This is a genomic window from Methyloversatilis sp. (assembly GCF_030698125.1).
Classification (GTDB): Bacteria; Pseudomonadota; Gammaproteobacteria; order Burkholderiales; family Rhodocyclaceae; genus Methyloversatilis.
Genome location: NZ_JAUYNV010000032.1, coordinates 43,955 through 69,466, shown reverse-complemented (window position 1 = coordinate 69,466; position 25,512 = coordinate 43,955). Strand labels below are relative to the sequence as shown.

The 25,512-nt window shown below is 65.6% G+C and carries 22 protein-coding genes; 15 read left to right on the top strand and 7 right to left on the bottom strand.

From position 1 onward, the window contains the following. Nucleotides 1-25 precede the first annotated feature (25 nt). Nucleotides 26-703, bottom strand: coding sequence for a TetR/AcrR family transcriptional regulator (locus Q8Q80_RS12835; RefSeq protein ID WP_305633279.1), 678 nt, complete (start codon nucleotides 701-703; stop codon nucleotides 26-28). Nucleotides 704-846: 143 nt separating this feature from the next. Between Q8Q80_RS12835 and cobA the strand changes: the two genes are divergently transcribed. Next, nucleotides 847-1,653: a uroporphyrinogen-III C-methyltransferase gene (gene cobA, locus Q8Q80_RS12830; protein WP_305633278.1), complete on the top strand. Its 807-nt coding sequence runs from the start codon at nucleotides 847-849 to the stop codon at nucleotides 1,651-1,653. A gap of 141 nt (nucleotides 1,654-1,794) precedes the next feature. Here cobA and bamC read toward each other — a convergent pair whose 3' ends face one another. Beyond that, nucleotides 1,795-2,964, bottom strand: a complete 1,170-nt coding sequence (bamC, locus tag Q8Q80_RS12825; protein ID WP_305633277.1) for an outer membrane protein assembly factor BamC — start codon at nucleotides 2,962-2,964, stop codon at nucleotides 1,795-1,797. 10 nt (nucleotides 2,965-2,974) lie between these two features. Beyond that, the gene (dapA, locus tag Q8Q80_RS12820) at nucleotides 2,975-3,853 is read right to left on the bottom strand and encodes a 4-hydroxy-tetrahydrodipicolinate synthase (RefSeq protein WP_305633276.1); all 879 of its coding nucleotides are present in this window, start codon (nucleotides 3,851-3,853) and stop codon (nucleotides 2,975-2,977) included. A gap of 236 nt (nucleotides 3,854-4,089) precedes the next feature. Between dapA and Q8Q80_RS12815 the strand changes: the two genes are divergently transcribed. Beyond that, a complete protein-coding gene (locus Q8Q80_RS12815; RefSeq protein ID WP_305633275.1) occupies nucleotides 4,090-5,679 on the top strand; it encodes a methyl-accepting chemotaxis protein in 1,590 nt (529 codons plus the stop codon). 148 nt (nucleotides 5,680-5,827) lie between these two features. On the opposite strand, the gene Q8Q80_RS12810 is transcribed toward Q8Q80_RS12815, so the two are convergent. Further along, nucleotides 5,828-6,706 carry a histone deacetylase family protein gene (locus Q8Q80_RS12810; RefSeq protein ID WP_305633338.1) on the bottom strand — a complete coding sequence of 293 codons (879 nt, stop codon included), beginning with the start codon at nucleotides 6,704-6,706 and terminating at the stop codon, nucleotides 5,828-5,830. Nucleotides 6,707-6,867: 161 nt separating this feature from the next. On the opposite strand from Q8Q80_RS12810, the gene Q8Q80_RS12805 reads away from it, so the two are divergent. The 8 genes from Q8Q80_RS12805 (at nucleotide 6,868) to Q8Q80_RS12770 (ending at nucleotide 15,327) form a co-directional block, all read left to right on the top strand. Continuing rightward, nucleotides 6,868-7,779: a MoxR family ATPase gene (locus Q8Q80_RS12805; RefSeq protein ID WP_305633274.1), complete on the top strand. Its 912-nt coding sequence runs from the start codon at nucleotides 6,868-6,870 to the stop codon at nucleotides 7,777-7,779. Beyond that, nucleotides 7,779-8,732 (top strand): DUF58 domain-containing protein, encoded by a 954-nt coding sequence (locus Q8Q80_RS12800; RefSeq protein WP_305633273.1) that lies wholly within the window; start codon nucleotides 7,779-7,781, stop codon nucleotides 8,730-8,732. The genes Q8Q80_RS12805 and Q8Q80_RS12800 overlap by 1 nt, the downstream gene beginning before the upstream one ends. Next, entirely contained in the window at nucleotides 8,729-10,717 is a 1,989-nt protein-coding gene (locus tag Q8Q80_RS12795; protein ID WP_305633272.1) for a DUF3488 and transglutaminase-like domain-containing protein, read from the top strand. The genes Q8Q80_RS12800 and Q8Q80_RS12795 overlap by 4 nt, the downstream gene beginning before the upstream one ends. Further along, on the top strand, nucleotides 10,714-11,736 hold the full coding sequence (gene mltB, locus Q8Q80_RS12790; RefSeq protein ID WP_305633271.1) for a lytic murein transglycosylase B: 1,023 nt from the start codon (nucleotides 10,714-10,716) through the stop codon (nucleotides 11,734-11,736). Before Q8Q80_RS12795 ends, mltB begins: the two co-directional genes overlap by 4 nt. A gap of 52 nt (nucleotides 11,737-11,788) precedes the next feature. Next, nucleotides 11,789-12,172 (top strand): hypothetical protein, encoded by a 384-nt coding sequence (locus tag Q8Q80_RS12785; RefSeq protein ID WP_305633270.1) that lies wholly within the window; start codon nucleotides 11,789-11,791, stop codon nucleotides 12,170-12,172. A 165-nt stretch (nucleotides 12,173-12,337) separates the two neighbouring features. Then, entirely contained in the window at nucleotides 12,338-12,655 is a 318-nt protein-coding gene (gene sugE / locus Q8Q80_RS12780) for a quaternary ammonium compound efflux SMR transporter SugE (RefSeq protein ID WP_305633269.1), read from the top strand. 289 nt (nucleotides 12,656-12,944) lie between these two features. Continuing rightward, nucleotides 12,945-14,444, top strand: a complete 1,500-nt coding sequence (lysS, locus tag Q8Q80_RS12775; RefSeq protein ID WP_305633268.1) for a lysine--tRNA ligase — start codon at nucleotides 12,945-12,947, stop codon at nucleotides 14,442-14,444. Next, nucleotides 14,392-15,327: a tyrosine-type recombinase/integrase gene (locus tag Q8Q80_RS12770; RefSeq protein ID WP_371132764.1), complete on the top strand. Its 936-nt coding sequence runs from the start codon at nucleotides 14,392-14,394 to the stop codon at nucleotides 15,325-15,327. The genes lysS and Q8Q80_RS12770 overlap by 53 nt, the downstream gene beginning before the upstream one ends. A 26-nt stretch (nucleotides 15,328-15,353) precedes the next feature. On the opposite strand, the gene Q8Q80_RS12765 is transcribed toward Q8Q80_RS12770, so the two are convergent. Both Q8Q80_RS12765 and Q8Q80_RS12760 read right to left on the bottom strand, forming a co-directional pair. Continuing rightward, nucleotides 15,354-15,941 (bottom strand): plasmid pRiA4b ORF-3 family protein, encoded by a 588-nt coding sequence (locus Q8Q80_RS12765; protein WP_305633267.1) that lies wholly within the window; start codon nucleotides 15,939-15,941, stop codon nucleotides 15,354-15,356. Between the two features lies 1 nt (nucleotide 15,942). Continuing rightward, nucleotides 15,943-17,508 (bottom strand): IS66 family transposase, encoded by a 1,566-nt coding sequence (locus Q8Q80_RS12760; protein WP_371132763.1) that lies wholly within the window; start codon nucleotides 17,506-17,508, stop codon nucleotides 15,943-15,945. A gap of 406 nt (nucleotides 17,509-17,914) precedes the next feature. On the opposite strand from Q8Q80_RS12760, the gene Q8Q80_RS12755 reads away from it, so the two are divergent. The 5 genes from Q8Q80_RS12755 (at nucleotide 17,915) to Q8Q80_RS12740 (ending at nucleotide 22,963) form a co-directional block, all read left to right on the top strand. After that, entirely contained in the window at nucleotides 17,915-18,196 is a 282-nt protein-coding gene (locus Q8Q80_RS12755) for a hypothetical protein (RefSeq protein WP_305633266.1), read from the top strand. Between the two features lie 26 nt (nucleotides 18,197-18,222). Continuing rightward, entirely contained in the window at nucleotides 18,223-18,624 is a 402-nt protein-coding gene (locus tag Q8Q80_RS12750; protein ID WP_305633265.1) for a hypothetical protein, read from the top strand. Nucleotides 18,625-18,810: 186 nt separating this feature from the next. Next, complete coding sequence (locus tag Q8Q80_RS19830; protein WP_371132762.1) at nucleotides 18,811-19,131, top strand: DUF4224 domain-containing protein; 321 nt, start codon at nucleotides 18,811-18,813, stop codon at nucleotides 19,129-19,131. A gap of 213 nt (nucleotides 19,132-19,344) precedes the next feature. Beyond that, nucleotides 19,345-21,216: a bifunctional tRNA (5-methylaminomethyl-2-thiouridine)(34)-methyltransferase MnmD/FAD-dependent 5-carboxymethylaminomethyl-2-thiouridine(34) oxidoreductase MnmC gene (gene mnmC / locus Q8Q80_RS12745; protein ID WP_305633264.1), complete on the top strand. Its 1,872-nt coding sequence runs from the start codon at nucleotides 19,345-19,347 to the stop codon at nucleotides 21,214-21,216. Between the two features lie 157 nt (nucleotides 21,217-21,373). After that, nucleotides 21,374-22,963, top strand: a complete 1,590-nt coding sequence (locus Q8Q80_RS12740; RefSeq protein WP_305633263.1) for a PAS domain-containing methyl-accepting chemotaxis protein — start codon at nucleotides 21,374-21,376, stop codon at nucleotides 22,961-22,963. A gap of 377 nt (nucleotides 22,964-23,340) precedes the next feature. On the opposite strand, the gene Q8Q80_RS12735 is transcribed toward Q8Q80_RS12740, so the two are convergent. Continuing rightward, nucleotides 23,341-25,377: a methyl-accepting chemotaxis protein gene (locus Q8Q80_RS12735; RefSeq protein WP_305633262.1), complete on the bottom strand. Its 2,037-nt coding sequence runs from the start codon at nucleotides 25,375-25,377 to the stop codon at nucleotides 23,341-23,343. Nucleotides 25,378-25,512 lie beyond the last annotated feature (135 nt).

The following is a 25,512-nucleotide window of genomic DNA, read 5'->3' as shown; positions in this document are numbered from 1 at the left end:
GCAATTCCCAGGCCAGCGCGTAAGGTCAGGCGGACAGCGCGGGCGCCTCCATGCCACCGACGACGAAGGGCACCAGTGCACGCAGCAGCGTTTCCGGGTCATGCCTCCTTTCCGGCGCGCAGTGGCCGAGCAGCTGCATCACGTCGCGGCCGGCCATCACGTAGGCGACGATGCCGACGAAGAAGTACATGCGCCTGACCACCTCGTCTTCAGGGACATCGGGCAGCGCGCGCAGCAGCGCGACGCGGTAGCGGTCCATGATCTGCACATACTCCGCCGGAATGTAGTCATCGCCCGGTTCGAAATACGCGCGACCGATCAGCTGCTTGAATACGGAGCCGGACACCGTGTCCTTGCGCGACAGGCGCAGGATGGACTCGATGAAGGTCTGCACGATCTGCGGCACCGTCAGCGGCGCGCCGCCCGCTTCGCGTTCCAGCTTGTCGAGATAGTCCGAGCGCCGGCCGTCGGCACCGAGCACGCGCCGATAGATGGCTTCCATCAGATCGCGCTTCGATTTGAAGTGGTAATTGATGGACGCGAGCGGCACGCTGGCGGCATGCGCAATCATGCGCATCGATGTCGCGGCATAGCCCTGCTCGGTGAACAGCTTTTCCGCCGCCTCGAAAATCCGTTCCTTCGCGTCTCCGCGCGGCCGGCCCGCGGCGCGCCCGCCCTTCCCAATGTCGTCGTCGGATTGCATGCGTACGCCTCTTTTTACGCCCCGGAATGTAGCACTGCACGCACACCGGCGGTGCATCCGTCAGACTGCCGGCGACGGCACGTACGCTGCACGTGGCGGCGTCCTCGGGACGGGCATGGCCCCGCGCTTGCTTGTATCCGGGCATGAACATTCAAACTGATGCTTTCTCCCGCGCAACCGGCAAGGTCTATCTGATCGGCGCCGGGCCGGGCGACCCGGAGTTGCTCACGCTGAAGGCCGTGCGCGTGCTTGGCCTGTGCGACGTGCTGCTGGTTGATGATCTGGTCGATCCGGCCGTGCTCGGGCACGCACGGCCGGACGCGCGCATCGTGCGTGTCGGCAAGCGTGGTGGCTGTCGCAGCACGCCGCAGGCCTTCATCGAACGCTTGATGCGGCGCTGTGCACGGGCCGGGCTGACGGTCGGCCGGGTCAAGGGCGGTGACCCCTTCGTGTTCGGCCGCGGCGGCGAGGAGATGCAGTCCATGGCGCGCGCCGGCATCGCCTGCGAGGTGGTCAGCGGCCTGTCGTCCGGCATCGCGGTACCCGCATCACTCGGCGTACCGGTGACGCATCGCGACTTCGCCTGCGGCGTCACCTTCGTGACCGGGCACGCACGGGCCGACGGCCAGCCCGGACGCGAGCCGGACTGGGCGGCGCTGGCACGCTGTGGCACCACACTGGTCATCTATATGGGAATGCGCACGCTGGACAGCATCACGCGTGCGCTGATCGATGGCGGCCTGCCGGCTGACACACCGGCCTGCGCCATCCAGAACGGCACCCGGTGCGATCAGCGCAAGGTTGTGGCGACTGCCGCAACGCTGGCAACCGAAGTTTCAATCGCCGGACTTGGCAGCCCCGCCATCGTGGTGATCGGCGAGGTGGTCAGCCTGGCTGACGCTGCTTCAGCGCTCGATCTGCAACAGGAAAGCGCACGGATCGCAGGCTGAACGCCGTCGACGATTCACTTCGCACGGCCGTGCGTGGCAGCAGATGCCATGCGGGGTACTGCTGTGGGGAGCGGCGTCCCCAGCCGGATGTCCCCGGCCGCAGCCACCGGTTTGCGAGCTGACTCTCCGGGGCCCGGCCGGCTACTTGAGCTGTTCGTGCAGCAGCGACAGGATGCGCTTTGCGGTCTTGCTGTCGTCCACGCCGCCTTCCGGCGTCAGCACCTGGACGTTGCTCTGCTTGCCCTCACCCTTGATGTGGATGCGGTACTGGTTCTGACCGGCCTTCGGATCCGGTTTGTCGTCCGGCATGAAGAAGAGCAGTTTGGACAGCACGCCCTTCTTGCCCTCGCCGGCGGTGGCGTCGACTTCCGGATCGACGTAGCGCACGAAATACACGCCCTGCGAACGGTCGCGGTCCTCGACGGTAAAGCCGACGCGATCGAGTGCGAGGCCAACCCGGCGCCACGCGCGGTCGAAACCTTCGTAGATCTGCAGCGTGCCGCCCTTGTCCGCCGTCACCAATTGCGCGCGCTCGGCCACCGGCTGGGCCGCCACCAGCGTCTTGGCCCGTTCGTTGTCGGCGCCCAGACGCACCATCAACCGGCGCAGCATTTCGGCTTCCAGTTCGGGGTCAGCCGGGCGCGGTTGCCACACGGTGCTGTCACCGCGCTCGTTGATGTACACCTCCATCACGCCGCGATGGCTGACGTAGATTTCGGTGGTACCCGGTTCCGCACCGGGTTCGAGACGGGTGCGGTACTTGTCGCGTTCCGGCGTCGAATACAGGTTGTCGAACACCCTGCCGATGGTGTTGCGGATGATGTCGTTCGGAAGCTTGGCGCGGTTTTCGTTCCAGTCGGTTTCCATGACGCCCGCTTCGGGCTGCTCGATGTCGATCAGGAAACCGGTTTCCTGCCAGAACTCCTTCACCTGCGGCCACATCTGTTCCGGAGAGCCGGCGACGACCAGCCAGCGCTGATTGCCCGAGCGCTCGATGCGCATCTTGTCGACCTGCGGCAGCACGGCGCCGCCCTGTTGCTGCGCCTGCGCCGGCCCCGCACGATCTGCGTTGTAGGCGGACAGCGTGGCCACGTCGCGGCCGGCGGAATCCGGCACCGCGTAGCGATCACTGGAGGCCGGCAGCGTGAGGTCGGGCGGCAGGTCGAGCCGCGGTCCGCGTTTCTTGGCAGCTGCCTTGTAATCGACCTTGGTCGATTCGGTGTATTCGCTGATCATCGAGCACGAAGCCGCGAACACGGCCAGCACGACAACCAGCAGGGTGCGCAACGCACCGGACTTCATGGGAATCATCGGTAAAGCCTCAGTTCAGCACGCCGGCCTGCTGCATCGCGGCGCGAACCTGCGGGTGGAATTGCGGTGCCAGTTCGGTCAGCGGCAGGCGAAGCGACGGGCCGATCAGACCCAGTTGTTGTACGGCCCACTTCACCGGGATCGGATTCGCTTCGCAGAACAGCTGGCGATGCAGACCGGTGAGCTTCGCGTTGAGGGCACGCGCCTTCACGGCGTCGGCCGCCAGGGCTGCGGCGTTCATTTCATGCATCAGGCGCGGCGCCACGTTGGCGGTGACCGAAATGCAGCCGTGACCGCCCATCAGGATGAAGGCGCAGGTGGAAGCATCGTCACCGCTGTACAGCGCGAAACCCTGCGGCGCGCGGTTGATCAGTTCCACCCCGCGGTCGAGGTTGCCGGTGGCGTCCTTGATGCCGACGATGTTCGGGATTTCCGCCAGCCGCAGCGTGGTGTCGTTCGCCAGATCGGCCACGGTGCGACCGGGCACGTTGTACAGGATGAACGGCACGTCGACCGCTTCGGCCTGGGCGCGGAAGTGGCGGTACAAGCCTTCCTGCGTCGGCTTGTTGTAGTAGGGCACGACGGTCAGGCAGGCATCCACGCCCACCGCCTTCGCGCGCTGCGCCAGTTCGATCGCCTCGGCCGTCGAATTGGCACCGGTACCGGCGATCACCGGAATACGGCCGGCAGCCTGCTCCACGGTGACGCGGATCAGTTCGCAGTGCTCGTCGACGTCTACCGTCGGCGATTCGCCGCTGGTGCCGACGATCACGATGCCGTCGGTGCCCTCTGCAATGTGGAAGTCGATCAGGCCGCGCAGTCGCGGGTAGTCCAGGCTGCCATCTTCAAGCATGGGCGTGACGATGGCGACGAGCGATCCGGTAATCATGTGTGAAACAGCTTCAGCAGGAAACGCAGCATTCTACCGGAGCGCAGCGGCAAGCCCAACACACGCGATGCGTCAGTCTGTAACAGCGCTGGCCGACGCACTCATAAGTCAAGCGCTTCACGCAGTAAAAACATTTAATAAGAATTGATTATCAAGCGCTGCACATCGACTCCGATATGAAGCTACCGGCACCGCCATGGCGTCCGGCTGCACGCACAACAAAAGAGGAGACAACGATGCGCAACCCGCTTTCCACCAGTCTGTCGGCGCGCCTGCTGGCCGTGCTGTTCGTTTCGCTGGGCGCAATTTCGGTCAGCAACACCTCGTGGCTGCTGTGGAGCGTGCAGCGCGCCGGCGGGCAGGACATCCCGCAGCTGCTCGATGCCCGGCTCGCACTCGCGGCCACCGCGTTGTCAGCGGCGGGCACTGCTGCAGCCGCCGCGCAGACGCGGGCACAGCTGGGCCGGCACCGCATCGGCGACAGCGGCTACCTGGCGCTGCTCGATACCGGCGACGGCGGGCCGGTGCGCGTCGCGCTGCACCCGGCATGGCAGGGCCACACGCTGGACGAGGTGGGCGACGAAGCACTGCGCGGCAGCTTGCGCCAGGCGCTGCATTCGGCCGGCGGCGAACTTCGCTATCGCGGCGCCGACGGCCGCGCGGTGATCGCGCGCTACCGGCGCCTCGACGACCCGTCGCAGGTGCTGATTGCCGCCGGCCACGCCGACGAACTGAACGCCGGCACGACGCGCCTCATCTGGCAGGTACTGTGCGGCCTGACGGTGAGCGGCCTGCTGCTGGTGGCGATGATGGCGTGGATGTTCCGACGCGAAGTGTCGCGGCCACTGGGCGAGGCGGTGCGGGCGATCGACGCCGTGGCCTGCGGCGACCTGACGCGGGCACTGCACTCGCCGCGGCGCGACGAGATCGGCCGCCTGCTCGGCGCCGTCGAGCACATGCGCGGCGGCCTGGGCGATCTGGTCGGCGCGCTCACGCGCGATGCGCAAACCCTGCGCCAGCGCGCACACCAGCTGTCGGACGCCGCGGCGCAGAGCCGCGAAGGCGCACGGCGGCAGGCCGAGGCGTCAACGTCGATCGCCGCCTCGGTGCAGCAGATGCACACCGGGCTGGAAGAAATCCGTCACAACGTCGGCGCGGCCAATGCCTTCTCGGGACAGGCGGGCGCCAGTGCGCAGCACGGTGCCGGGGTGATCCACGAGGCGTCGGCGGAAATGCGGGCGATCGCCGGCCATGTCACGCAATCTTCGTCGGTGGTCGAGGCTCTGGCGGCGCATTCGGCCAGCGTGGCCGACATCGTCAAGGTAATCGACGCGCTGGCCGACCAGACCAACCTGCTGTCGCTGAACGCGGCAATCGAGGCGGCGCGCGCTGGCGAACACGGCCGCGGCTTCGCCGTGGTGGCCGACGCGGTGCGCAAGCTTTCGGTATGCACGCGCGAGGCGACCGGCCGCATCGGCAAAGTGGTGGCGCGTATCCAGCAGGGCACCGCGGCTTCGGTCGGCACCATGCGCGAAGCGGCAACCAAGGTCGAAGCCGGCGTCCGGCTGGCCGGCGACGCGCAGCAGGCGATCACGATGATCACCACCGATGCCGGCCAGGTGGTGCGGCGCATTGCCGACATTTCGGCCTCGATCGGCGAACAGGGCCGTGCCAGCACCGAAATATCGCGCGCCGTCGAAACCGTGGCCGACATGGTGGAGCACAACAGCGCTGCTGCCGCACGCGTCGCCGAATCGGCCGTGGGCATCGAAAAACTCGCCGAAGACGTACTTGGCGCGGTGAAACGCTTCCGCATCACCGCCTGACGGGTCAGGGGCCGGTAGGCGACTTCAGGGTGCGGGCTTGTTGGGCATCGCCTGCGGCTCACCCCAACCTGCGGAGGGCGATTTCTTTTGCGATGCCAGCCCGTAGGTTGGGGTGAGCCGCAGGCGATGCCCAACATCCGGGTCGTGACTACAGTTCGGCCAGTGCCCTCACGTGCTCGGTCACGCTGCGGCCCAGTGCCGACAGCGCGTAGCCACCCTCGAGCATCGACACGACGCGGCCCTGGCAGTGCACCTGCGCGAACTTCAGCAGTTGCGTGGTCACCCACGCGTAATCCGCCTCGACCAGACCGAGCGACGCCATGTCGTCTTCGTAGTGCGCATCGAAGCCGGCCGAAATGAACAGCATCTGCGGGGCGAATTCCTGCAGCCGCGGCAGCCAGCGCGTACTGACCGCCTCGCGGAAGGCCTCGCCGCGGGTGCCGGCGGGCAGCGGCACGTTACACAGATTGCCGGCGAGAGGTTTGTCGCCCGAGTAGGGATAGAACGGGTGCTGGAAGATGCTCACCATCAGCATGCGTTCGTCGCCGGCGACGATGTTTTCGGTGCCGTTGCCGTGATGCACGTCGAAATCGATGATGGCGACCCGCTCCAGCCCATGCACTTCAAGCGCATGGCGGGCGGCGACGGCAATGTTGTTGAAGAAGCAGAAGCCCATCGCACGCCCGAATTCGGCATGGTGGCCGGGCGGGCGCACGGCGCAGAAGGCGTTGCTGGCCTGCCCCGACAGCACCAGATCGGTGGCATGGATGCCGGCACCGGCGGCACGCAACGCGGCACGCAGCGTGCCGGGGCACATGGCGGTGTCCGGATCGAGGTGCACGATGCCGCTGGCGGGTGACTGATCGAACACCTGCCGCACATGGGCGGCCGAATGCGCCCGCTCGAGCGCTTCGACGCCGGCCAGCGGCGCGTCGTGGTGCGCCAGGCAGATGTCGAGCCCGCTGGCGATCAGGCGGTCCTGTATCGCGCACAGCCGGTCCGGGCATTCAGGATGGTGCGAGCCCATGTCATGCAGCGCGCACTCGGGATGTGTAATGTATGCGGTGGTCACCGCGCCTCCTCCATTTTTGCGGCGTATATGCAACCGTGCCTCTGCGTGCCGTGTCACACCGCGTGAATTGAATCGTGCCCTGCATTATCCCGCCACACCTTAACCCACCTCAAGCCATGTCTGATCCCCGTGCTGTCGTCGATGCCGCGTCCACCCTCATACTCGGCAAGCGCAGCCGGCTCGAACTGGCGCTGACCTGCCTGATTGCCGGCGGTCACCTGTTGATCGAGGATGTTCCCGGCACCGGCAAGACCACCCTCGCCCACGTGATGGCGCGCCTGCTCGGGCTCGATTTCCGCCGCGTGCAATTCACCAGCGACCTGCTGCCGGCCGACATTCTCGGTGTATCGGTGTTCGAACGCGAAACCGGCGCCTTCCGCTTCCACCCCGGCCCGGTATTTACCCAGGTGCTGCTGGCCGACGAGGTGAACCGCGCCACACCGCGCACGCAGAGTGCGCTGCTCGAAGCGATGGAAGAACACCAGGTCAGCGTCGAAGGCGAAACGCGCCCGCTGCCCGAGCCCTTCTTCGTCATCGCCACGCAGAACCCGGCCAGCCAGATCGGCACCTATCCGCTACCCGAATCGCAGCTCGACCGCTTCATGATGCGCATCACCATGGGCTATCCCGATCCGGCGGCCGAACGCGCACTGCTGACCGGCCGCGACCGGCGCAGCCTGCTGGCCGACCTGGCGCCGGTGGCCGACGCCGCGACGCTGACCGCCTGGCGCACGCAGGCCGAAGCTATCCATGTCAGCGATGCGCTGATCGATTACGTGCAGGCGCTGATCGCCTACACGCGCACCGGCGGTGCCTACCGGCTCGGTCTGAGTCCGCGGGCCGGGCTGGCGCTGCTGGCCGCGGCGCGCGCCCGCGCGCTGCTCAATGCACGCAACCACGTGCTGCCGGAAGACGTGCAGGCGGTGATGCCGGCGGTTGCGCTGCACCGGCTGCCGATGCTTGAGCAGCCAGCCAGTCACGACGATGCCGCCCGCCATCTGCTGCAGGCGGTCGCGCTGCCGGTCTGATGCGGGAAGCGATCCGCCGCTGGCTGGCCACCTTGGGCGGCTCGCCCGCGCTGCCGCTGACCCTTGATCGTCGCCGCATTTTCGTGCTGCCGACCGGGCCGGGTCTGGCCTTCGGCTGTGCGCTGCTTGCCATGCTGCTGACCGCGATCAACTACACGCTGAGCCTGGGCTTCGCACTGGTATTCATGCTGGCTGGCCTGGGTCAGGTCGCGCTGCTGCATGCCTTTCGCAACCTGTACGCGCTGAAGCTGCGCGAAACGATGCCGGAGCCGGTGTTCGCCGGCCAGCACGCGAGCTTCCCGCTGTGGCTGGACAACGATGCCAGCCGGCCGCGGCCGGCGCTGCAGCTGACCATGGCCGGTGCCGATCCGGTCACGATTGATCTGGCGCCGCAGCAGAGCCGGGCGGTCATGCTGCGCGTGCCAACGACACGGCGCGGCTGGCTGTCGCCGGCGCGCGTCACGCTGGACACCCGCTACCCGCTCGGCCTGATCCGCGCCTGGTCGTACGCGAAGCCGGCCCAGCGCTGTCTGGTGCTGCCGCAGCCGGAAAGCGGCAGGCCGCCGCTGCCGGCCACGGCGGCCGGTGAGGCGGGGGTGCGCCCGCGTGGCGAAGGCAGCGAGGAATTTGCCAGCCTGCGCGACCACCGCGCGGCCGATTCGCCGCGCCACGTGGCGTGGAAAACCTCGGCGCGCACGCCGGATGCGCCGCTGCTGACCAAACAGTTCGAAGGCAGCGACGGCGGCGACCTGTGGCTGGACCTCGCCCAGCTGCCCGCCACGCTGTCGCTCGAACAGCAGTTGTCGCGGCTGACCGGCTGGGTGATCGACGCCGACGCCGCCGGCCTGCATTACGGGCTGGCGTTGCCGGGCACGCGCATCGCGCCGGCCAGCGGACCGGCACATCGCGCGCGCGTGCTGCGCGCGCTGGCACTTCACGGGTTGCCGGCATGAAGTGGCGCCGCACGACCGCCCCCAGGGTGGCCGCCGAACCGCTCGATCAGTCGCGCATCGCCTGGCTGATGGCGGTCGCCGCCTGTGCGCTGGTGCCGCACGGCTCGCACCTGCCGGGCTGGCTCATCGCGGTGGCAGCCCTGCTGTTCACCTGGCGGGTGGCGCAGTGGAAGCTGGGCTGGCCGGGTGCCAGCGGCCTGGTCAAGCTGCTGGTGGTGATCGCCTGCTGCGCCGGCGTGTCGCTCACGTTCGGCCGCCTGTTCGGCCGCGAGCCCGGCGTGGCACTGCTGACACTGATGCTGGTACTCAAGCTGCACGAATTGCGCAGCACGCGCGACGGCCACACCGTCGTGCTGCTCGGCTATTTCATGTTGCTCACCGCCTTCCTGTACTCGCAGACACCGGCCATGGCAGCCACGCTTGGCGTGTCGATGACGGTCATCACCGCGGCGCTGATCGCGCTGACCGGCCCGCCGGCCGCGCCGCGCGCATTGCTGCGCCACGCCGTATGGCTGCTGGCGCAGGCGCTGCCCTTCATGCTGGTGCTGTTCGTGCTGTTCCCGCGTGTGCCCGGCCCGCTGTGGGGCCTGCCGCTCGACGCCTGGAGCGGCACGTCGGGGCTGTCCGACTCCATGTCGCCGGGCTCGATTTCGCAGTTGAGCCTGTCCGGCGCCATCGCCTTCCGCGCGCGCTTCGAAGGCGATGCGCCGCCGGCACGCGATCTGTACTGGCGCGGGCCGGTGCTGAGCGCCTTCGACGGCCGCACCTGGCGGCAGGGCAGCAGCGCGCAGCGCATCGGCGATGGCGTGCCACACCCGGTACCCGGGCGTGCGCTGGCTTATGAAGTCACGCTGGAGCCGCACAACCGGAACTGGCTGTTCGCACTCGAAACCGTCAGCACCCTGCCGGCCGACGTGCGGGTGAGCGACGACTGGCAGTTGCTCGGTCGCGACGGCGTGCGCACCCGACGGCGCGACCGTTTCGAATCGGTGCTCGGCGCGCGACCGGGCATCGAGGAGTGGAGCGGTCATCTCGACGCAGCCCGCCAGTTGCCGCGCGACGGAAATCCGCGCGCCCGGCAACTGGCGCAGACGCTGCGCGCCGCCTCGCCGGCCGACACCGTGGAGGCCGGCCTGCGGCTGTTCCGGCGCGAAGCCTTCGTCTACACGCTGACGCCGCCGCTGCTCGGCGAAGACGGCATCGACGCCTTCCTGTTCGACACCCGGCGCGGTTTCTGCGAGCACTACGCCGGCGCCTTCGTGTTCCTGATGCGCGCCGCAGGCCTGCCGGCGCGCGTCGTGACCGGCTATCAGGGCGGCGAGCGCAACGAGGTCGACGACTACGTCGTGGTGCGCCAGTCCGACGCCCACGCGTGGGCCGAGGTGTGGCTCGAGGGCGAAGGCTGGCGGCGCGTCGATCCGACCGCCGCCATCCTGCCGTCGCGCATCGAACGCGGCCTGGCCGACCTGCCGGCCGGCGAACCGGTGCCCTTCGTGGCGCGCGTCGATCTGGGCTGGCTACGCTCGCTGCGCCACCAGTGGGAGGCCGCGAACAATGCGTGGAACCAGTGGGTGCTGTCGTACGACCAGCAGAAACAGCGCGAACTGCTGAGCCGGCTCGGCATGTCGCAGCCCGACTGGCGGCTGATGACGATCTGGCTGGCATCGCTGTGCGCGCTGTTTGCCATCGCGCTGACATTGTGGGCAATGCGCCGCAGCGGATCGGCCGATGCGCTGGCGCGCGCGTGGAGCGGGGTCGACCGCGCATTGCGCCCGGCCGGCCTGGGCCGCGAAACATGGGAAGGGCCGCTCGACTACGCGGCACGGATCGGCCGGCTGCGCCCCGATCTGGCACCCGTGCTTTCTCAGGCGTGTAGACTTTATGCCGACGCCCGCTATGGCGCGGCCCCGCCCGCCGCTGCGACCCGCGAACTCAAGGCCTGCGCCCGCGCGCTGCGCCGCCAACGCACTCCGCCCCACCAATGACCTCACGCTTCACTACCGACGCCTTTTCACGGCGCCATTTCATGCTCGGCAGCGCGGCACTGATTGCCGCCGGCCGTTTGCCGGCGCAGACAACCGGTACTGGCGGCTTTGCCGGCCGTGACGACGTGCGCGCCTTCTGCGCCGAACTGGCCGACGCGCACGGCTTCGACGCGGGCTGGCTGCTGACGCAATTCGAACCGGTACAGCCGCAACCCAGGGTGATCGAACTTATCCGCCCGCCGACGAAGCCGGGCGTGCGCTCGTGGCAACGCTACCGCGGCCGCTTTGTGGAACCGCTGCGCATCCGTGAAGGCCGTGCCTTCATGGACGAATACGTCACAACGCTGGCGCGCGCCGAACAGCAGTACGGCGTGCCGCCGCATGTGGTCACCGCCATCATCGGCGTCGAAACGATCTATGGCCGCCACACCGGCAACTTCCCGGTCATCGGCGCTCTGGCCACGCTGGCGTTCGACTATCCACCGCGCGCCGAACTGTTCCGGCGCGAACTGGGCGAGCTGTTCCTGCTGGCGCGCGACCAGAACCGCGATGTGGCCAGCTATCGCGGCTCCTACGCCGGCGCGCTCGGTTACCCGCAATTCCTGCCCAGTAGCTGGCGCCGTTATGCGGTCGATTTCGACAACGACGGCCGCGTCGACCTGATCGACAGCCCGATCGACGCCATCGGCAGCGTCGCCGCCTACCTGAAGGAACACGGCTGGGAGCCGGGCGAACCGGTGGTGCAGCGCATCCTGGTCGACAGCAGCACGGTTGCGCCGCTGATCGAATCCGGCATCGAGCCGATACTCGATACCGACCGGCTGCTGGCCAGCGGCATCCGCCCGCTCGGCCGCGAACTGATTGCCAAGCCGGCGGCCGTGGTCGATCTGATCACGCCGGATGCGCCGACCGAATACTGGCTGGGCTTCAGGAATTTCTACGTGATCACGCGCTACAACAAATCGAGCTTCTACGCGATGGCGGTGCATCAGCTGAGCGAGGCGCTGGCGCGTGGCTGACCGCAGCCTGTGCACTCGCTCTCTGCACTCGACCCCGAACCTGGACTCGAACATGATCCGCCTTCTGATCGCCGCGACGCTGGTCGCCCTGCACTGTTCGAACGCGAGCGCCGACGCTTCGCCGACCGGACGCTGGGCGGGTGACTACAAGACCGACGAAGGCATCGACCGCGAAGCAGAGTTCGTCGTGACCGAAAACGGCGCGACCTGGACCGGCAGACCCAAGGGCAGCGCCGGCCGGCAGAACCCGTGCTTCAACCGCGCCTTTGCGGTGCTGATCGAAGGCGGGCCTGATGGCGCACTGTCGCTGTGGGTGAAGGCCAGCCAGGCCTTGCCGCTGTGCAAGGACCTTCGGCTGCAACTGACCCGGGTATCGCCGACCCGGCTCGAAGGCCGGTTCAAATCAGGTGCGCCGGTCTGGCTGGACAAACGCTGAGCCCGGCACGCCATGGTGCATATATATAGGCACCATGGCGCGGCGCTACCAGGCTTGACCCGCGCATTGAATGAAACCAATATTCACTCCATGCAACATTGCACCGGGACGACCCGGTCGCCTTCATTCTTCCGGGGACGACCCCGGATGTCCGGAGCATTCATCATGGCGTGGGTCATCCTGTTCATCGCAGGTCTGTTCGAGGTCGCCTGGGCGATCGGTCTGAAACACACCGACGGCTTCAGCAAGCTGTGGCCGTCGGTCGGCACCGCGGCTGCCATGCTGATCAGCGTGGTGCTGCTCGGACTGGCCATGCGCACGCTGCCGGTCGGCACGGCCTATGCGGTGTGGACCGGCATCGGCGCAGTCGGCACCGTCATCCTGGGCATCGTGCTGTTCGGCGATCCGGCCAATGCGGCGCGTCTGGCCTGCGTCGCACTCATCGTCGCCGGCATACTGGGACTGAAGCTCACGTCGGCCTGAGTACCGCGGCGGGAGTTCCGGCTGTGGGAGTTCTGGCTATGGGAGCGGCGGCCCCGCCGCGATACGCACGCTGATCATCGACCATCGCTGCTCGATCGCGGCGAGGCCGCCGCTCTCACACACCGCCGCTCCCACCAGGCAGCCATTCCCACAGCGACACCGCTCTTGATCAGGCGAACCTGGCCGTCCGACAAAGACCGCACTTGTGCCGCCTGCCAGCAATCGGCGAAAATCCGCGCCTTTGGCCTGTACGTGACCTGCGTGCAGGCTTCATCCATCCGAGCCCGCCATGACCGATTCAGCCGCACTGCCGCCCGACGACGAAAACCACATCATCGCGGAGCGGCGCGAAAAACTGCGCCAGTGGCGCGAAGGCGGCGCGGCCTATCCGAACGATTTCAGCCGCACGCACTACGCGGGCGAGCTGACCGCGCAGCACGCCTCGACGAGTGGTGAAGCGCTGGAGGCGACGCCGGAACACGTGCAGCTGGCCGGTCGCATGATGCTCAAGCGCGTCATGGGCAAGGCCAGTTTCGCGACGCTGCAGGACATGTCGGGCCGCATCCAGCTCTACATCACGAATGACGGCGTGGGCGAAGCGGCGCATGGCGCGTTCAAGCACTGGGATCTGGGCGACATCGTCGGCTGTTCCGGCGTGCTGTTCCGCACCCGCACGGGTGAGCTGACGATCAAGTGCGACAGCGTGCGCCTGCTGTCGAAGGCGCTGCGCCCGCTGCCGGAGAAATTCCACGGCCTGGCTGATCAGGAAACGAAGTACCGCTTTCGCTACCTCGACCTGATCACCAACGATGCCTCGCGCAACACCTTCATCGCGCGCAGCCGGCTGATGAGTTCGCTGCGTGCCGAAATGACGCGTCAGGGCTTTCTCGAGGTCGAAACGCCGATGATGCATCCCATCCCCGGCGGCGCGGCGGCCAAGCCGTTCAAGACGCACCACAACGCGCTCGACATGGAGCTGTTCCTGCGCATCGCGCCCGAGCTGTACCTGAAGCGCCTGGTGGTCGGTGGCTTCGAGAAGGTGTTCGAGGTGAACCGCAACTTCCGCAATGAAGGCATCAGCCCGCGCCACAACCCCGAATTCACGATGATGGAGTTCTATCAGGCCTATGCCGACTACCGGCAGCTGATGGATTTCACCGAATACCTGCTGCGCCACTGCGCCGAGCAGGCGCTGGGCACGACGAAGTTCATGTACCAGGGCCGCGAACTCGATCTCGGCCAGCCTTTCCACCGGCTGACCATCGTGCAGGCGATCCAGAAATACAACCCGCAGTACTCCGACGCCGATCTGGCTGACGAAGCCTTCGTGAAGAAGGCGATCAACACGCATGGCGAAACGGTCAAGCCGGGCGGCCTCGGTTCGCTGCAGTTGCAGCTGTTCGAAGCCTGCGCCGAGGCGCAGCTGTGGGAGCCGACCTACATCATCGACTACCCGGCCGAAGTGAGCCCGCTGGCGCGCCGCTCCGACACCCAGCCGGACATTACCGAGCGCTTCGAACTGTTCATCGTCGGGCGCGAAATCGCCAACGGTTTCTCCGAACTGAACGACCCGGAAGACCAGGCGGCGCGCTTTCTCGACCAGGCAAAAGCCAAGGACGCCGGCGATGAGGAAGCGATGTTTTTCGACGCCGACTACATCCGCGCGCTCGAGCACGGCCTGCCGCCGACCGGCGGCTGCGGCATCGGCATCGACCGGCTGGTCATGCTGCTGACCGATTCGTCCAATATCCGCGACGTCATCCTGTTTCCTCAGATGCGAAGGGAATGACTTCCACGGAATTCCCTTAAGTGCCACAAAACGACGCCAAACCCGCTTTCCCAAAGGATTAGCGGGTTTTTCATTTTCCACCGAGTTCCACGGGATTCCACGGTCTACCGCACCCAACCGGGGGTATATTTGGGCGTATATCAGACGTCATAGAAGACACACTGGCCCCACGCCCCTGACGAACCTTGTTGCCACAAATTCAAAACCTCGATCGGATGGTAGGCAACTGAAGCTCTTCGATTCGAATGGCCTTTTCCTGCTGATCACTCCGGCTGGGGGGAAGTACTGGCGAATGAAGTACCGATGGGCAGGTAAGGAGAAGCTATTGGCGCTTGGAGTCTTCCCCGAGGTGTCTCTCAAGGAGGCGCGAACAAAGCGTGACGCCGCGCGAACGCTTTTAGTCGACCACATCGATCCGTCCACAAAACGCCGAAGCGATCGACTGGCCGCGCGTTTCGCCGCCGAATCAAGTTTCAAGGCGCTCGCTTTGGAATGGCACCGAACAAAAGCATCCGGCTGGGCGCCGCGGCATGCCGAGAGCGTCCTCAAGACCCTCGAAATCTACCTGTTCCCAGATCTCGGGGCGCTACCTGTTGCCGATATCGAGCCCATGGCACTGCTGGAGGTGCTCCGCAAAGTTGAGCGCACTGGCAAGCTGGACACTGCAAAGCGCCTTCGCGAACGTACTCAGGCCATCTTCCGCCTGGCCATCCAGACCGGCCGGGCCAAGTACAACCCTGCGGCGGAACTGACCGATGCTCTGCAAGCTGCAGTTTCGCAGCCACGTGTGGCATTGACACTGAATCAACTTCCTGACTTTCTCGCGGCACTCAAGACCATCGACCTGACGCCTCAGACGCGCGTCCTCTTCGCCGTGATGTAAGCGTCCGACCGCCCCCGTCTTGACGTTCAGAGCTTGATTCGAGTGAGCGGCAGATCGGTTGCCGAGAGATCGAAGGCAGTTGGATCGAAGGAGGCGCCGAACCATTCGAGCATCTGTTGATGGTCCGGGTGGTAGGGCTGGGTGATTGCCTCGACGAAGGCGGCGTAGCCAGGCGCGCCCCCGACATCTTCGGGCGGTGCCGCATTGGCGCCCGCTACGCACAGTGCAATGTCGAACACCGGGTCGGGAGGCAAACGGCGCTCGACCTTGATGCGGTGATCCCAGTTGTCGCCGAAGTCATAGATATAGCGGAACGAGCTGGCTGTGCTGAGCGCGGCTGCCAGGCGCACGCGCTGTTCGTTTTTGGCCGGCTCGCCAAAGTCATAGTCCGGGTCGGGGATGCCGTAGCGTTCGCCGGCAATCTCGAACTCGTGCAAGTGGTAGTCCTGCCAACCCATCACGATCTGAATGACCTGATGCAGCTTGGGCAGCGTGATCGTCTCCGGCAGCACCACCCTGCGCCAGATCAGCGGCTTGATGCCGGCCAGTTCGACCTTCAGTTGCAGCAGATGAGGTGGCGTTCGCACCTTCTTGAGTGGCACCACCTTGCTCATCTCAGTCGGCCTCGCGCACGACAGTCGTTCGGGCAATGTTCCATGGCAACAATTCCTCGATGCGATTGATCGGGTGATCCGCAATGCGCCCGAGTACCTCGCGCAGATAGGCCTGCGGGTCCAGCCCGTTCAGTTTGGCCGAGCCGATCAGGCTATAGATCACAGCCGCGCGCTCACCTCCGGCGTCGGAGCCGGCGAACAGATAGTTCTTGCGCCCCACGGCAACGGCGCGCAGCGCACGTTCGGCCGCATTGTTGTCGATTTCGATACGCCCGTCGCCAGCGTAGCGCACCAGCGCCCGCCAGTGGTTGAGCGCGTACCGGATCGCCGCACCGAGACCGGACTTGCGCGGCACGCGCCGGCTCTGGGTATCGAGCCAGGTGTGCAGTTCATCGAGCAGCGGACGAGCGCGCATCTGGCGCGCTTCGCACCTGATCGGCGGCGGCGCACCACGCACCGCAGCTTCGACGGCATACAGGGCGCCGATACGCACCAGCGCCTCTTTGGCGATGGGTGAATCGTGGGCGCGCACGAGATCAAAGAACTTGCGTCGCACATGTGCCCAGCAACCGGCTTCCTGCATCTGCCCACCGGCAAACAGCGCATCGAAGCCCGCGAAGGCGTCCGCCTGCACGATGCCGCTGAAGTCGCGCAGGTGCTGTTGCGGATGCGCACCGCGCCGGTTGGGCGAGTAGGCAAACCACACGGCGGGCGCAGCCGTGTCGGCCGCCGGCCGATCATCGCGCACATACACCCACAGCCGCCCGGTGCGCGTGCGCCCGCGCCCCGGGGCGAGCACCGGCAGCGGTGTGTCGTCGGCGTGGATCTTCTCGCCCGCTCTCACGTAGCGCGACAGCGCCTGCACCAGCGGGTCAAGCAGATCCGCCGAGCTGGCTACCCAGTCGGCCAGGGTCGAGCGCTCCAGCCGCACGCCCTCGCGCGCGTAGATGACACTTTGCCGATACAGCGGCAGGTGGTCGCAGTACTTGGCGGTGAGCACGTGGGCAAGCAGCCCGGGGCCGGGCAAGCCGCCCATGATCGCGCGGCTGGGGGCCGGCGCCTGCACGATGGTCTCGCATCGGCCGCAGGCAAACTTCGGACGCACATGGCGCACCACGCGGAAGCGCGCCGGGATGTACTCGAGTTCTTCGGACACGTCCTCGCCGAGACGCTTCAGAGCGCCACCGCACTGCGGGCAGTCGCTGCCGCAGTGCGTGTTCGCCGGCAGATGTTCTTCGCGGCTGCGCGGCAGGTGATCGGGCAGCCGATTGCGGCCCGGGTGTCGCGGGGCGGCGTCGATCGGGATGAGGTCGGCGAGCGTGGCGGTTGCTGCCATTGCTGCCATTGCTGCTTCGTTCGCGCCCTCCGAACCGACATCCTTTGTCGTGTTCAGCGCCAGATCGAGTTGGCCAGACAGCGCGCCCAGGCGTTCCGAGCGGCGGCCGAACTGCGCGCGACGCAGCTTGGCCACGAGCAGCTTCAGGTGTTCGATCTCGGCCAGACGGGCATTGAGCGGTACTTCAATTCGAAAATAAGGTGGGTGCTCGAAAAGGTTCGTGCGGCCCAGCAATTGGCTGCGCGATTCGGTATCGGCGACAGTCCCAGCTCAGCAGCTGCGGCGCCAATCCTTGCCGCAGGTAGTGGCTCAAGCTTCACTACCAACACAGGCCCGATCTACATCACCCAGCAGCCTGGACAGTCCGGGAAAGACCTTGCTGCGGAGGTTCAACGGCAATTGGACGCCCGAGAACGGGCCACTGCAGCGAGAGGACGAAGCCGGCTTAGCGACGTGGACTAGAGCCGTCGATGGCGACGGCGGGGAGCAAAGGGCGCGAACTCACGTCTCGCACCTTGGTCACACTTTAAAGACCACACGATGTACATACAATCACCGTGAAATAGTTGCTCCATCAGCGCACAACAGTTGTGCGATCGTATATACAATAGTGTTCTGAACAGCGCGTGTGATACGCATGCTCATCATCTCGACAGCCGTTCGCCTGAAGATCTCGAAGAAAAACCCCCCAGTGACGGAGGAAGAGATCAAGCAGGCATTTGCCAACAGGGAAGGCAACTACCTCATGGACAGGCGAGAAGAGCACGCGACCAACCCGCCGACGCTCTGGTTCATCGCCGAGACCAATAAAGGCAAGAGGCTCAAGGTCTGTTTTATCGACACAGGCACAGATATCGTCATCAAGAGCGCCTACGTGCCGAATGCTGATGAGATTCGTATATACGCAAAGTTTGCTTGATCACCCACATATAACGGAGGCTTGATATGAGCACCCTACCCGTCATCCCCGGAACGGATGAAGCCTGGGACGAAGGATCTCTCGGACGGGATGAAGACTATGTAGCAGTTGCCAAACAGAACCCCGATTTGGAAGCGCGCATCGACGAAGCATGCGACCTGCAACCGATCTCGATCCGGCTGGAGAAATCGCTGATTCAGGACTTCAAGAACATCGCATCGCTGCACAACATGGGCTATCAGCCGCTCATGCGCCAAGCACTGCATCGTTTCGCTTCGTGCGAACTGAAGCGCATTGTGAATGAACTGGTCGCCGAGCGCGCGCGGCACGAACTGGAACTTGAGCAAGCCTCGGCTGCAGGGGCGGCGACGAAGGCCACTGAATGCAAGCCAGCCCCCAAGCCTGCGGCGAAGAAGAAAGCCGCTTAAACCCTCTTCGGAGACATCAGAGGCTCGCCACGGCGAGCCTTTTTCTTACTCACCAAACGGACAATTCTCAGTCTGCGGTAAAGAAAATTGAGGCGTTGCTGGAGAGTCCCATCGGTACGTCCCGCAATCCACGGCAGAAGAACCACCAATGAGAGTCCGCTTCACACTGGATGGCGCCACGAGATAGTGACCGGTGAGAAATCTCTTTTCCTGACGTCCGACGAGATCGCCGATATTTGCCGGCCGCTGAAACAACCTGCGGCGCAAATCAGATACCTTCGCTCTCTTGGTATGGTTGTGCAGGCGAAGCCAAACGGACGTCCGTTGGTTGTGCGCGACCACGCAGCATTCGTACTCTCTGGTGGCAAGCTCAAGGAGAGCGAACCACACGAGGTAATCCGTAGATCTGTGCCCGACAAGGAGCGCTTTCTCGCAAACCTTCAAGCAAGCAGAGAGAAGGCTCGAGCGCGAAAGAAAACAGGGGGTACAAGTGGGGGTACAAAATAGAGAGGAATGAGAAGAAAAAACTTAAAAACAAAGTTTTATATAATCTTTCACTCCGCCTCAGATGCGCCGCGAGTAGCCGTATCTGCTTCGGGAGCCGTGGAGGCGGGAGCGGCCCCGGGAATCGCTCCCGCAAGTCGCTCCGGCCGCAACAGGAACGCCGGCGCCCCGCCTTCATCACGCTTGCGGTGTGTCTGCCCGGAAAATTGATCCTGAATGTCGCGCCCGCTTCAACCCCTGCAGCCCGCCACGCTGACCTTCGATGATGAAGGCACGCCGCGTTCGTCGCTGTTCGACGACCGCTATCACTCCTGCGAAGGGCCGCTCGCCCAGGCCCAGTTCGTATTTCTCGGCGGCAATGGCCTGCCCGGGCGTTGGGCCGGACGCGAACGCTTCGTCGTGCTGGAGACCGGATTCGGCCTCGGCCTGAACTTCCTCGCCACCTGGCGCGCCTGGCGCGACGACCCGGCACGCTGCGACCGGCTGCACTTCGTGTCGGTCGAAAAGCATCCGGTCGCCCAGTACGACCTCGCAACCTACTACCAGCGCGCGCTGCCGCAGGACATGAGCGACATGGCGCAGCGGCTGGTCGAACGCTGGCCGCTGCCGGTGGCGGGCGTTCATCGCATCGAATTCGACGGCGGCCGCGTCGTGCTGACGCTGGCCTTCGGCGACGCCGACGCGCTGCTGCCGCAACTCACGCTGCGTGCCAATGCGCTGTATCTCGATGGCTTTTCGCCAACGCGCAATCCGGACATGTGGTCCGAGCGCATCTGCCGGCACCTGAAGCGCCTGAGCGCGGACGACGTGACGCTGGCGACCTGGACGGTATCGGCGGCGCTGCGCCGGGCCCTGTCCGACCACAGTTTCGTCACCGAAAAGCGGCTCGGACTGAAACCCAAGCGTGACATGCTGACCGGCGCGCTGCATTCCCAGGCGCAGGCGGCCGCGCTACGCCACCGACCGCAAGCCGGCACGCCCCGGCGCGTGGCGGTGATCGGTGCCGGGCTGGCCGGCTGCGCGCTGGCCGAGCGGCTGGCGGCACGCGGCATCGAAGTGGTACTGATCGAGCGCCACGCCGCACCGGCGCAGGAGGCATCGGGCAATCCGGCCGGCGTGCTGCGCCCGATGGTGGCGCGCGACGACAGCTTCGCCGCGCGCTTTTCGCGTGCCGCCTTCCTGCATGCATCCAGCCATCTGCGGCGCCTCGACGGCGAAGGACGGCCGCTGAAATGGGGCCCGACCGGCGTCATGCAGATCGCGCAGGACGCCGAACAGGAACAGATGCAGCACGCGCTTTGGGCGTCGCACGCCTTGCCCGATGCGCTGGTCCGCCATCTGTCCGACTGGGAAATGACGCGGCGCGTCGGCTACACCGTGCCGCGCGGCGGCTGGTGGTTTCCGCGCGGCGCCTGGGTCAATCCACCCAGCCTGTGCGAAGCCAATCTCGAGCGGGCCGGCGACGCCGTGACCCGGCTGTTTTCCAGCGAAGTCATCGGTCTTGCACATGACGGCGCCGCCTGGCAGGTGAGCGCCGGCGATCGCTCGCTGGTCAGCGCCGACGCCGTCGTGCTGGCCAATGCATCGGACGCGGCTGCGCTGTCGCCGCTGGCGCTGCCGCTGATCCGCATCCGCGGCCAGGTCACCCGCCTGCCGCGTGCGCTGCTGCCGCAGTTGCACGTCACGCTATGCTGCGACGGTTATCTTTGCCCGACACCGGACGGCGACCTGAATCTGGGCGCCAGCTTCGACGTCGGCGACGAAGACTGCAGCGTGCGCAGCGACAGCCATGCCGGCAATCTGGCCCGGCTTGAGCGGCTGCTGCCGGACACGGTGCTGATGCCCGACGTGCGCAAGCTCGCTGGTCGGGTCGCATTCCGCACCGCGACACCCGACCGCATGCCGCTGATCGGCGAACTGCCCGGCCAGCCCGGTCTGTACGCCTTCACCGGGCTGGGTTCGCGCGGGCTCGTGTGGTCGCCGCTGGCTGCCGAGGTCCTCGCGGCACAACTGTGCGGCGACCCGATACCTGTCGAGAACGAGCTCGCATCCGCAATCGATCCGCGGCGCTTTTTCGCAGAAATCTGACCCAAAGCAAGTCTCCAGCCGATTCAGGTTAATTTCCTGAAGGTTGCTTCGTGGGCGCCGTAAGTCACACACTTGCATTGCGCAATGCGGCGAGCCTTCCCGGCACCTCCGCTCAGCGGCCCTGTGCAGTCATATTTGATACATCAGGAGAGAAGTTGTGAAAACGAACATGCCGGTCACCCAGAAAGAAGTTTTCCTCGAACCCGGAAAACCGATCGTCACCAAGACGGATCTGCAGGGCCGGATCACCTACGTCAACGAATCGTTTGTCGCCATCAGCGGCTTCAACCGTGACGAGCTGATCGGCGAGAGCCACAATGTGGTGCGTCATCCGGACATGCCTCCGGAAGCGTTCGAAGACCTGTGGACCACGATCAAGGCCGGCCAGCCGTGGCGTGGACTGGTGAAGAACCGCGCCAAAAATGGCGACCATTACTGGGTCGAAGCCTTCGTCACGCCGACGACACTCGATGGCCGTACCGTCGGCTACCAGTCGGTGCGCAACATTCCGAAGCGCGAAGACGTGGCCAGCGCAGAGTCGCTGTACCGCGCGGTGCGAGACAAGAGCGTGAAATTCCCGAACCCCCCCCGTCACAAGGAAAAGTTCGGGCTCGCTGCCCGAATCTGGCTGAGCGCCGGCGTCAGCAGTCTGCTGGCCATCGGCGGCGCGGCACTGGGCGGCCTGTGGGGCTTGCTGATGGCGGGTCTGGCCGCACTGATCGCACTGGGCGGCGCCTGGTATCTGAGCCGTGGCGTCGTGTCACGGCTGAACACCCTGCAGGCGACCATCGTTGCACTCGACGAAGGCAAGCTGGCAACCCGGATCGATGCACCGAAAGGACCGCTGCGCGAGCTGTTCGTCGGCATGGAAGTGATGCGCATCCATCTGCGGGCCATCTTCGCCGACGTGCTGGTCAGCGCGCGCGAGGTCGATGAACGGTCAAAGGAACTCGACAATGCGATGCGTGCGCTCATCACCTCGGCAGGTGCCCAGGGAGAAAACGTCATGCAGGTTGCCGCTGCAATGGAAGAAATGAGCGTGTCGATCAACGAAGTGTCGAGCAATACCGACCGCAGCCTCGAAGCCGTGCGGCGGACCGAAACCAGCGCTCACGACGCCATGCAGACGATGGAAGCGGGCATTGCCAGCAGCCATCGCGTCGTCGGCGTGGTGACCCAGTCGCAGACGCGCATTTCGGAAGTGAATGCATCGGTCGAGAAGATCAGCGCCGTGTCGCAGGTGATCAACGACATTGCCGAGCAGACCAATCTGCTGGCGCTCAATGCCGCGATCGAGGCGGCACGCGCCGGCGAACAGGGCCGCGGCTTTGCGGTGGTTGCCGACGAGGTGCGCAAACTGGCCGAACGCACGCGCACCAGCACGAAGGACATTGCGCTCGCCGTGACCGACATCATCCAGCTCGCCGGTTCGGCCGTCGATACCATGAGTGCCACGGCCGGTGAGGTCGCCCGTTCGACCGGCGACATCGAAGCCAGCAGCACCGGCCTGCAGGCCATCTGGGACGCCAGCCGCGAAGCAGCCACCTACTCGGAAGAAATCACCCAGATGCTGCGCCAGCAATCGCTCGCGTCACACGAGGTGGCATCCAGCATGGAGCGCATTTCGGGTTCGGTCGAACAGACCACTGCCAGCGTGCAGTCGGTCGGCGACGCCGCGAGCAGACTGCATGGGACGTCGAGCGAACTGCGCGCACTGGTGAAGCACCTGGAACAGGCGCTGAACTGATGGCACCCCACTGAGTCGACGTGCCCGCCCCGAAACGGGCACGCACCTTCCGGCATTCACCCCCAGGCGACCGTCCCGCACAACGTGGGGCGGTCGCTTTTTTTGTCCTGAAAACCTCGGTCGATCGGCATTGCGTGCAGAGTTGGCAGGGTGTCCGGCAAGGCGCGAGGACCGCCCTACCCGTAGGTTGGGGTGAGCGAAGCGATGCCCAACGACACCCCCAACGAAGGTACCGCGCGGGCGCAACAGGCGATGTTGGGCATCGCTTCGCTCACCCCAACCTACGAAGCCCCGCCACCACACCGCAGGTCGGGACGGACGCAGCCAACTGAGGTTTTCAGGTTCATGAGTGGGGCCGGCGGTCCGCGTCGCGCCGATCAGGCACGAATCGGTGCCTGCGCCCCGGTCAATCCCTGCAGCACATCGGCCACGCCCCGCGTGTGGCCGGCGACCGTGGCCGTTCCGGTGCTGTAGGACTCTATCGTTTCCAGCACCCCGGTCAGGCTCGACACCGCCTTCGACTGGTTTTCGATCATCTGCGCCACGCGCACGATCTCGATCGCCAGCGCGGAAATGTCCTTGCCGATCTCGCCCGCGCTGTTGCGCGACTTCTCGGCCAGCATGCGCACCTCGTCGGCCACCACCGCGAAGCCGCGGCCGGCTTCGCCGGCGCGTGCCGCCTCGATCGCTGCGTTGAGCGCCAGCAGGTTGGTCTGGTCGGCGATCTGCTGGATCATTTCGACCACGCGCTGGATGCGTTCGCTGGCGCGCGACAAGTCGCGCGCGCTGCCGCCGACTTCACTGGCCTGGCCAGCGAGCGTGTCCACCGTTCCCACCGCCTGCTTGATCACCCCCTGCTGATCCGACAGCCGCGTGGTCAGGTCGCCGACCGACGCATACAGATCGGTTGAACAGGATTCCAGCTGCCGGGCCGTCGCGTCGCGCGTCTGTTCGGCGGCAAGCATGATTTCGCCCAGTTGGTTGAGGTCGCGCACCACCGGCACCATGCTGACATCGACGTTGGCCGGATCGAGCCGGCTGCTGAAATTGCCGGAACGGTAGTCGGAAATCTGCTGCACCATCACGCGCGACATGCCAGCCAGCTTGGCATTGTGCCGACGCAGGAAGAAGGCCTTGAACTCGCCGTAGTGGGCGACGAAGTTGTCGACGTATTCGTCACGGAACGTGTCGGCAGGCTGCATGCGGAAGAAGAACACGGCGGTCAGCGTCTGATTCAGGTTCAGGCCGAGAATTTCGCCGAAGGTCGAGAAGCCGGCAATGTTGCCGCCACCGAAGATCCGGTCCAGCCCTGCCAGTTCGGCGCTGTTGTACAGGCGGCGCAGCACGCAGTCGTTGAACATGCCGGCCAGCGGTTCACCGGGCTTGTTCGCCATGAAGGTACGGTAGTCGCGTTCGGTTGTGCTGGCAAAAGGCGTGCGGCGTACCAGCACCAGCTCTTCGCCCGGCGCCACGTCGCAGTAGAAATCGACGCGGTCGTTATCGAAATCGAGCCGTGCCACCGAGCGCACGAACAGCTCGTTGTTGACCCGGATGGCGAACGAGTGGCTGTCGAGCTTGGCCGACAGCTGTTTGCGGTCGCAGTCAAACGTCTTGCACAGTGCCTCGATCAGCGACACCACGCGCCCTTCGCCGTTGATCACCAGGCTGACCTGCCGGCGCTCGACCGACGCACTGAATATCTGGAAGCTGGTACCGGCCGGCTCGAAGTTCTGGCTCTTGAACACACCGAAACGCACTTTTGGCGCCATCTTCAGGAAGGCCACCAGCACGTGGTTGTTGAGGCGGCGCGAACCGTCATGCAGCCAGGTGTCGCGGAAATCGAGCTTGCCGCCGGCCGAGCCGCCGACGAACAGGCACGGAAATCGCCCCGACTCGTACAGCGCTTCCATGAAAAAGGATTCGGAATTCGACAGCCCGTCGAACAGCACGTAGGCGAAGGTGTCGCGATGATCGATGTCGAGATCGACCTGGGTGGCCTGGATGCTGCGCACCAGACGATCGATGCGCTCGCGATAATCCATCACCGGACCGCTCTTCCGAAGATCTTCGCTGGACAGCGGAATGGCGACCACTCGCGCTTCGCCGATCACGCTGCGATCGAAAAGCTGCAGTACGACCCGGTCACGACCGTCGGTCGCATCGCAGTAAAGCGATCCGCCGCCGGTGCTGCACAGTTCGCCTGCGGTCGTGCTAAGGGTCAGCGCGACCCCCGGGAAGCGGGCGCGCACGCTGCGCGCCACGCTGTCGATATCGACATCGGGCGCCACATAACCGCTGATGAAAGAAGGCGTACCGCCGACGGCGGCGAGCCGGGAATCCAGCTCCGCGACCCGCGTCTGGACGGTGTCGACGCCCCCCTGACCGGTGACTGCCCGGCGTCCGAAAAGCTTCATGTGCTGTCTCCCTTGAGTGCGGATACAAAGCCGTATGGCCATGTAAGTATCGGACTTACGGGAGGGCTTCTTCGCACTTGAGAGTGCGTCAGGGAAACATTTTGGCTGATGTCCAGAATATGGACGTATTGTTCT

Bases quoted from the DNA above. Each gene is read 5' to 3' on its own strand.
- Q8Q80_RS12765 (WP_305633267.1), bottom strand. From the start codon at position 15,941: ATGAGCAAGGTGGTGCCACTCAAGAAGGTGCGAACGCCACCTCATCTG.
- Q8Q80_RS12835 (WP_305633279.1), bottom strand. From the start codon at position 703: ATGCAATCCGACGACGACATTGGGAAGGGCGGGCGCGCCGCGGGCCGG.
- Q8Q80_RS12795 (WP_305633272.1), top strand. From the start codon at position 8,729: ATGAAGTGGCGCCGCACGACCGCCCCCAGGGTGGCCGCCGAACCGCTC.
- lysS (WP_305633268.1), top strand. From the start codon at position 12,945: ATGACCGATTCAGCCGCACTGCCGCCCGACGACGAAAACCACATCATC.
- dapA (WP_305633276.1), bottom strand. From the start codon at position 3,853: ATGATTACCGGATCGCTCGTCGCCATCGTCACGCCCATGCTTGAAGAT.
- Q8Q80_RS12810 (WP_305633338.1), bottom strand. From the start codon at position 6,706: ATGGGCTCGCACCATCCTGAATGCCCGGACCGGCTGTGCGCGATACAG.
- mltB (WP_305633271.1), top strand. From the start codon at position 10,714: ATGACCTCACGCTTCACTACCGACGCCTTTTCACGGCGCCATTTCATG.
- Q8Q80_RS12785 (WP_305633270.1), top strand. From the start codon at position 11,789: ATGATCCGCCTTCTGATCGCCGCGACGCTGGTCGCCCTGCACTGTTCG.
- cobA (WP_305633278.1), top strand. From the start codon at position 847: ATGAACATTCAAACTGATGCTTTCTCCCGCGCAACCGGCAAGGTCTAT.
- Q8Q80_RS12750 (WP_305633265.1), top strand. From the start codon at position 18,223: ATGAGCACCCTACCCGTCATCCCCGGAACGGATGAAGCCTGGGACGAA.
- Q8Q80_RS12755 (WP_305633266.1), top strand. From the start codon at position 17,915: ATGCTCATCATCTCGACAGCCGTTCGCCTGAAGATCTCGAAGAAAAAC.
- sugE (WP_305633269.1), top strand. From the start codon at position 12,338: ATGGCGTGGGTCATCCTGTTCATCGCAGGTCTGTTCGAGGTCGCCTGG.
- Q8Q80_RS12800 (WP_305633273.1), top strand. From the start codon at position 7,779: ATGCGGGAAGCGATCCGCCGCTGGCTGGCCACCTTGGGCGGCTCGCCC.
- Q8Q80_RS12805 (WP_305633274.1), top strand. From the start codon at position 6,868: ATGTCTGATCCCCGTGCTGTCGTCGATGCCGCGTCCACCCTCATACTC.
- Q8Q80_RS12815 (WP_305633275.1), top strand. From the start codon at position 4,090: ATGCGCAACCCGCTTTCCACCAGTCTGTCGGCGCGCCTGCTGGCCGTG.
- Q8Q80_RS12735 (WP_305633262.1), bottom strand. From the start codon at position 25,377: ATGAAGCTTTTCGGACGCCGGGCAGTCACCGGTCAGGGGGGCGTCGAC.
- mnmC (WP_305633264.1), top strand. From the start codon at position 19,345: ATGTCGCGCCCGCTTCAACCCCTGCAGCCCGCCACGCTGACCTTCGAT.
- bamC (WP_305633277.1), bottom strand. From the start codon at position 2,964: ATGATTCCCATGAAGTCCGGTGCGTTGCGCACCCTGCTGGTTGTCGTG.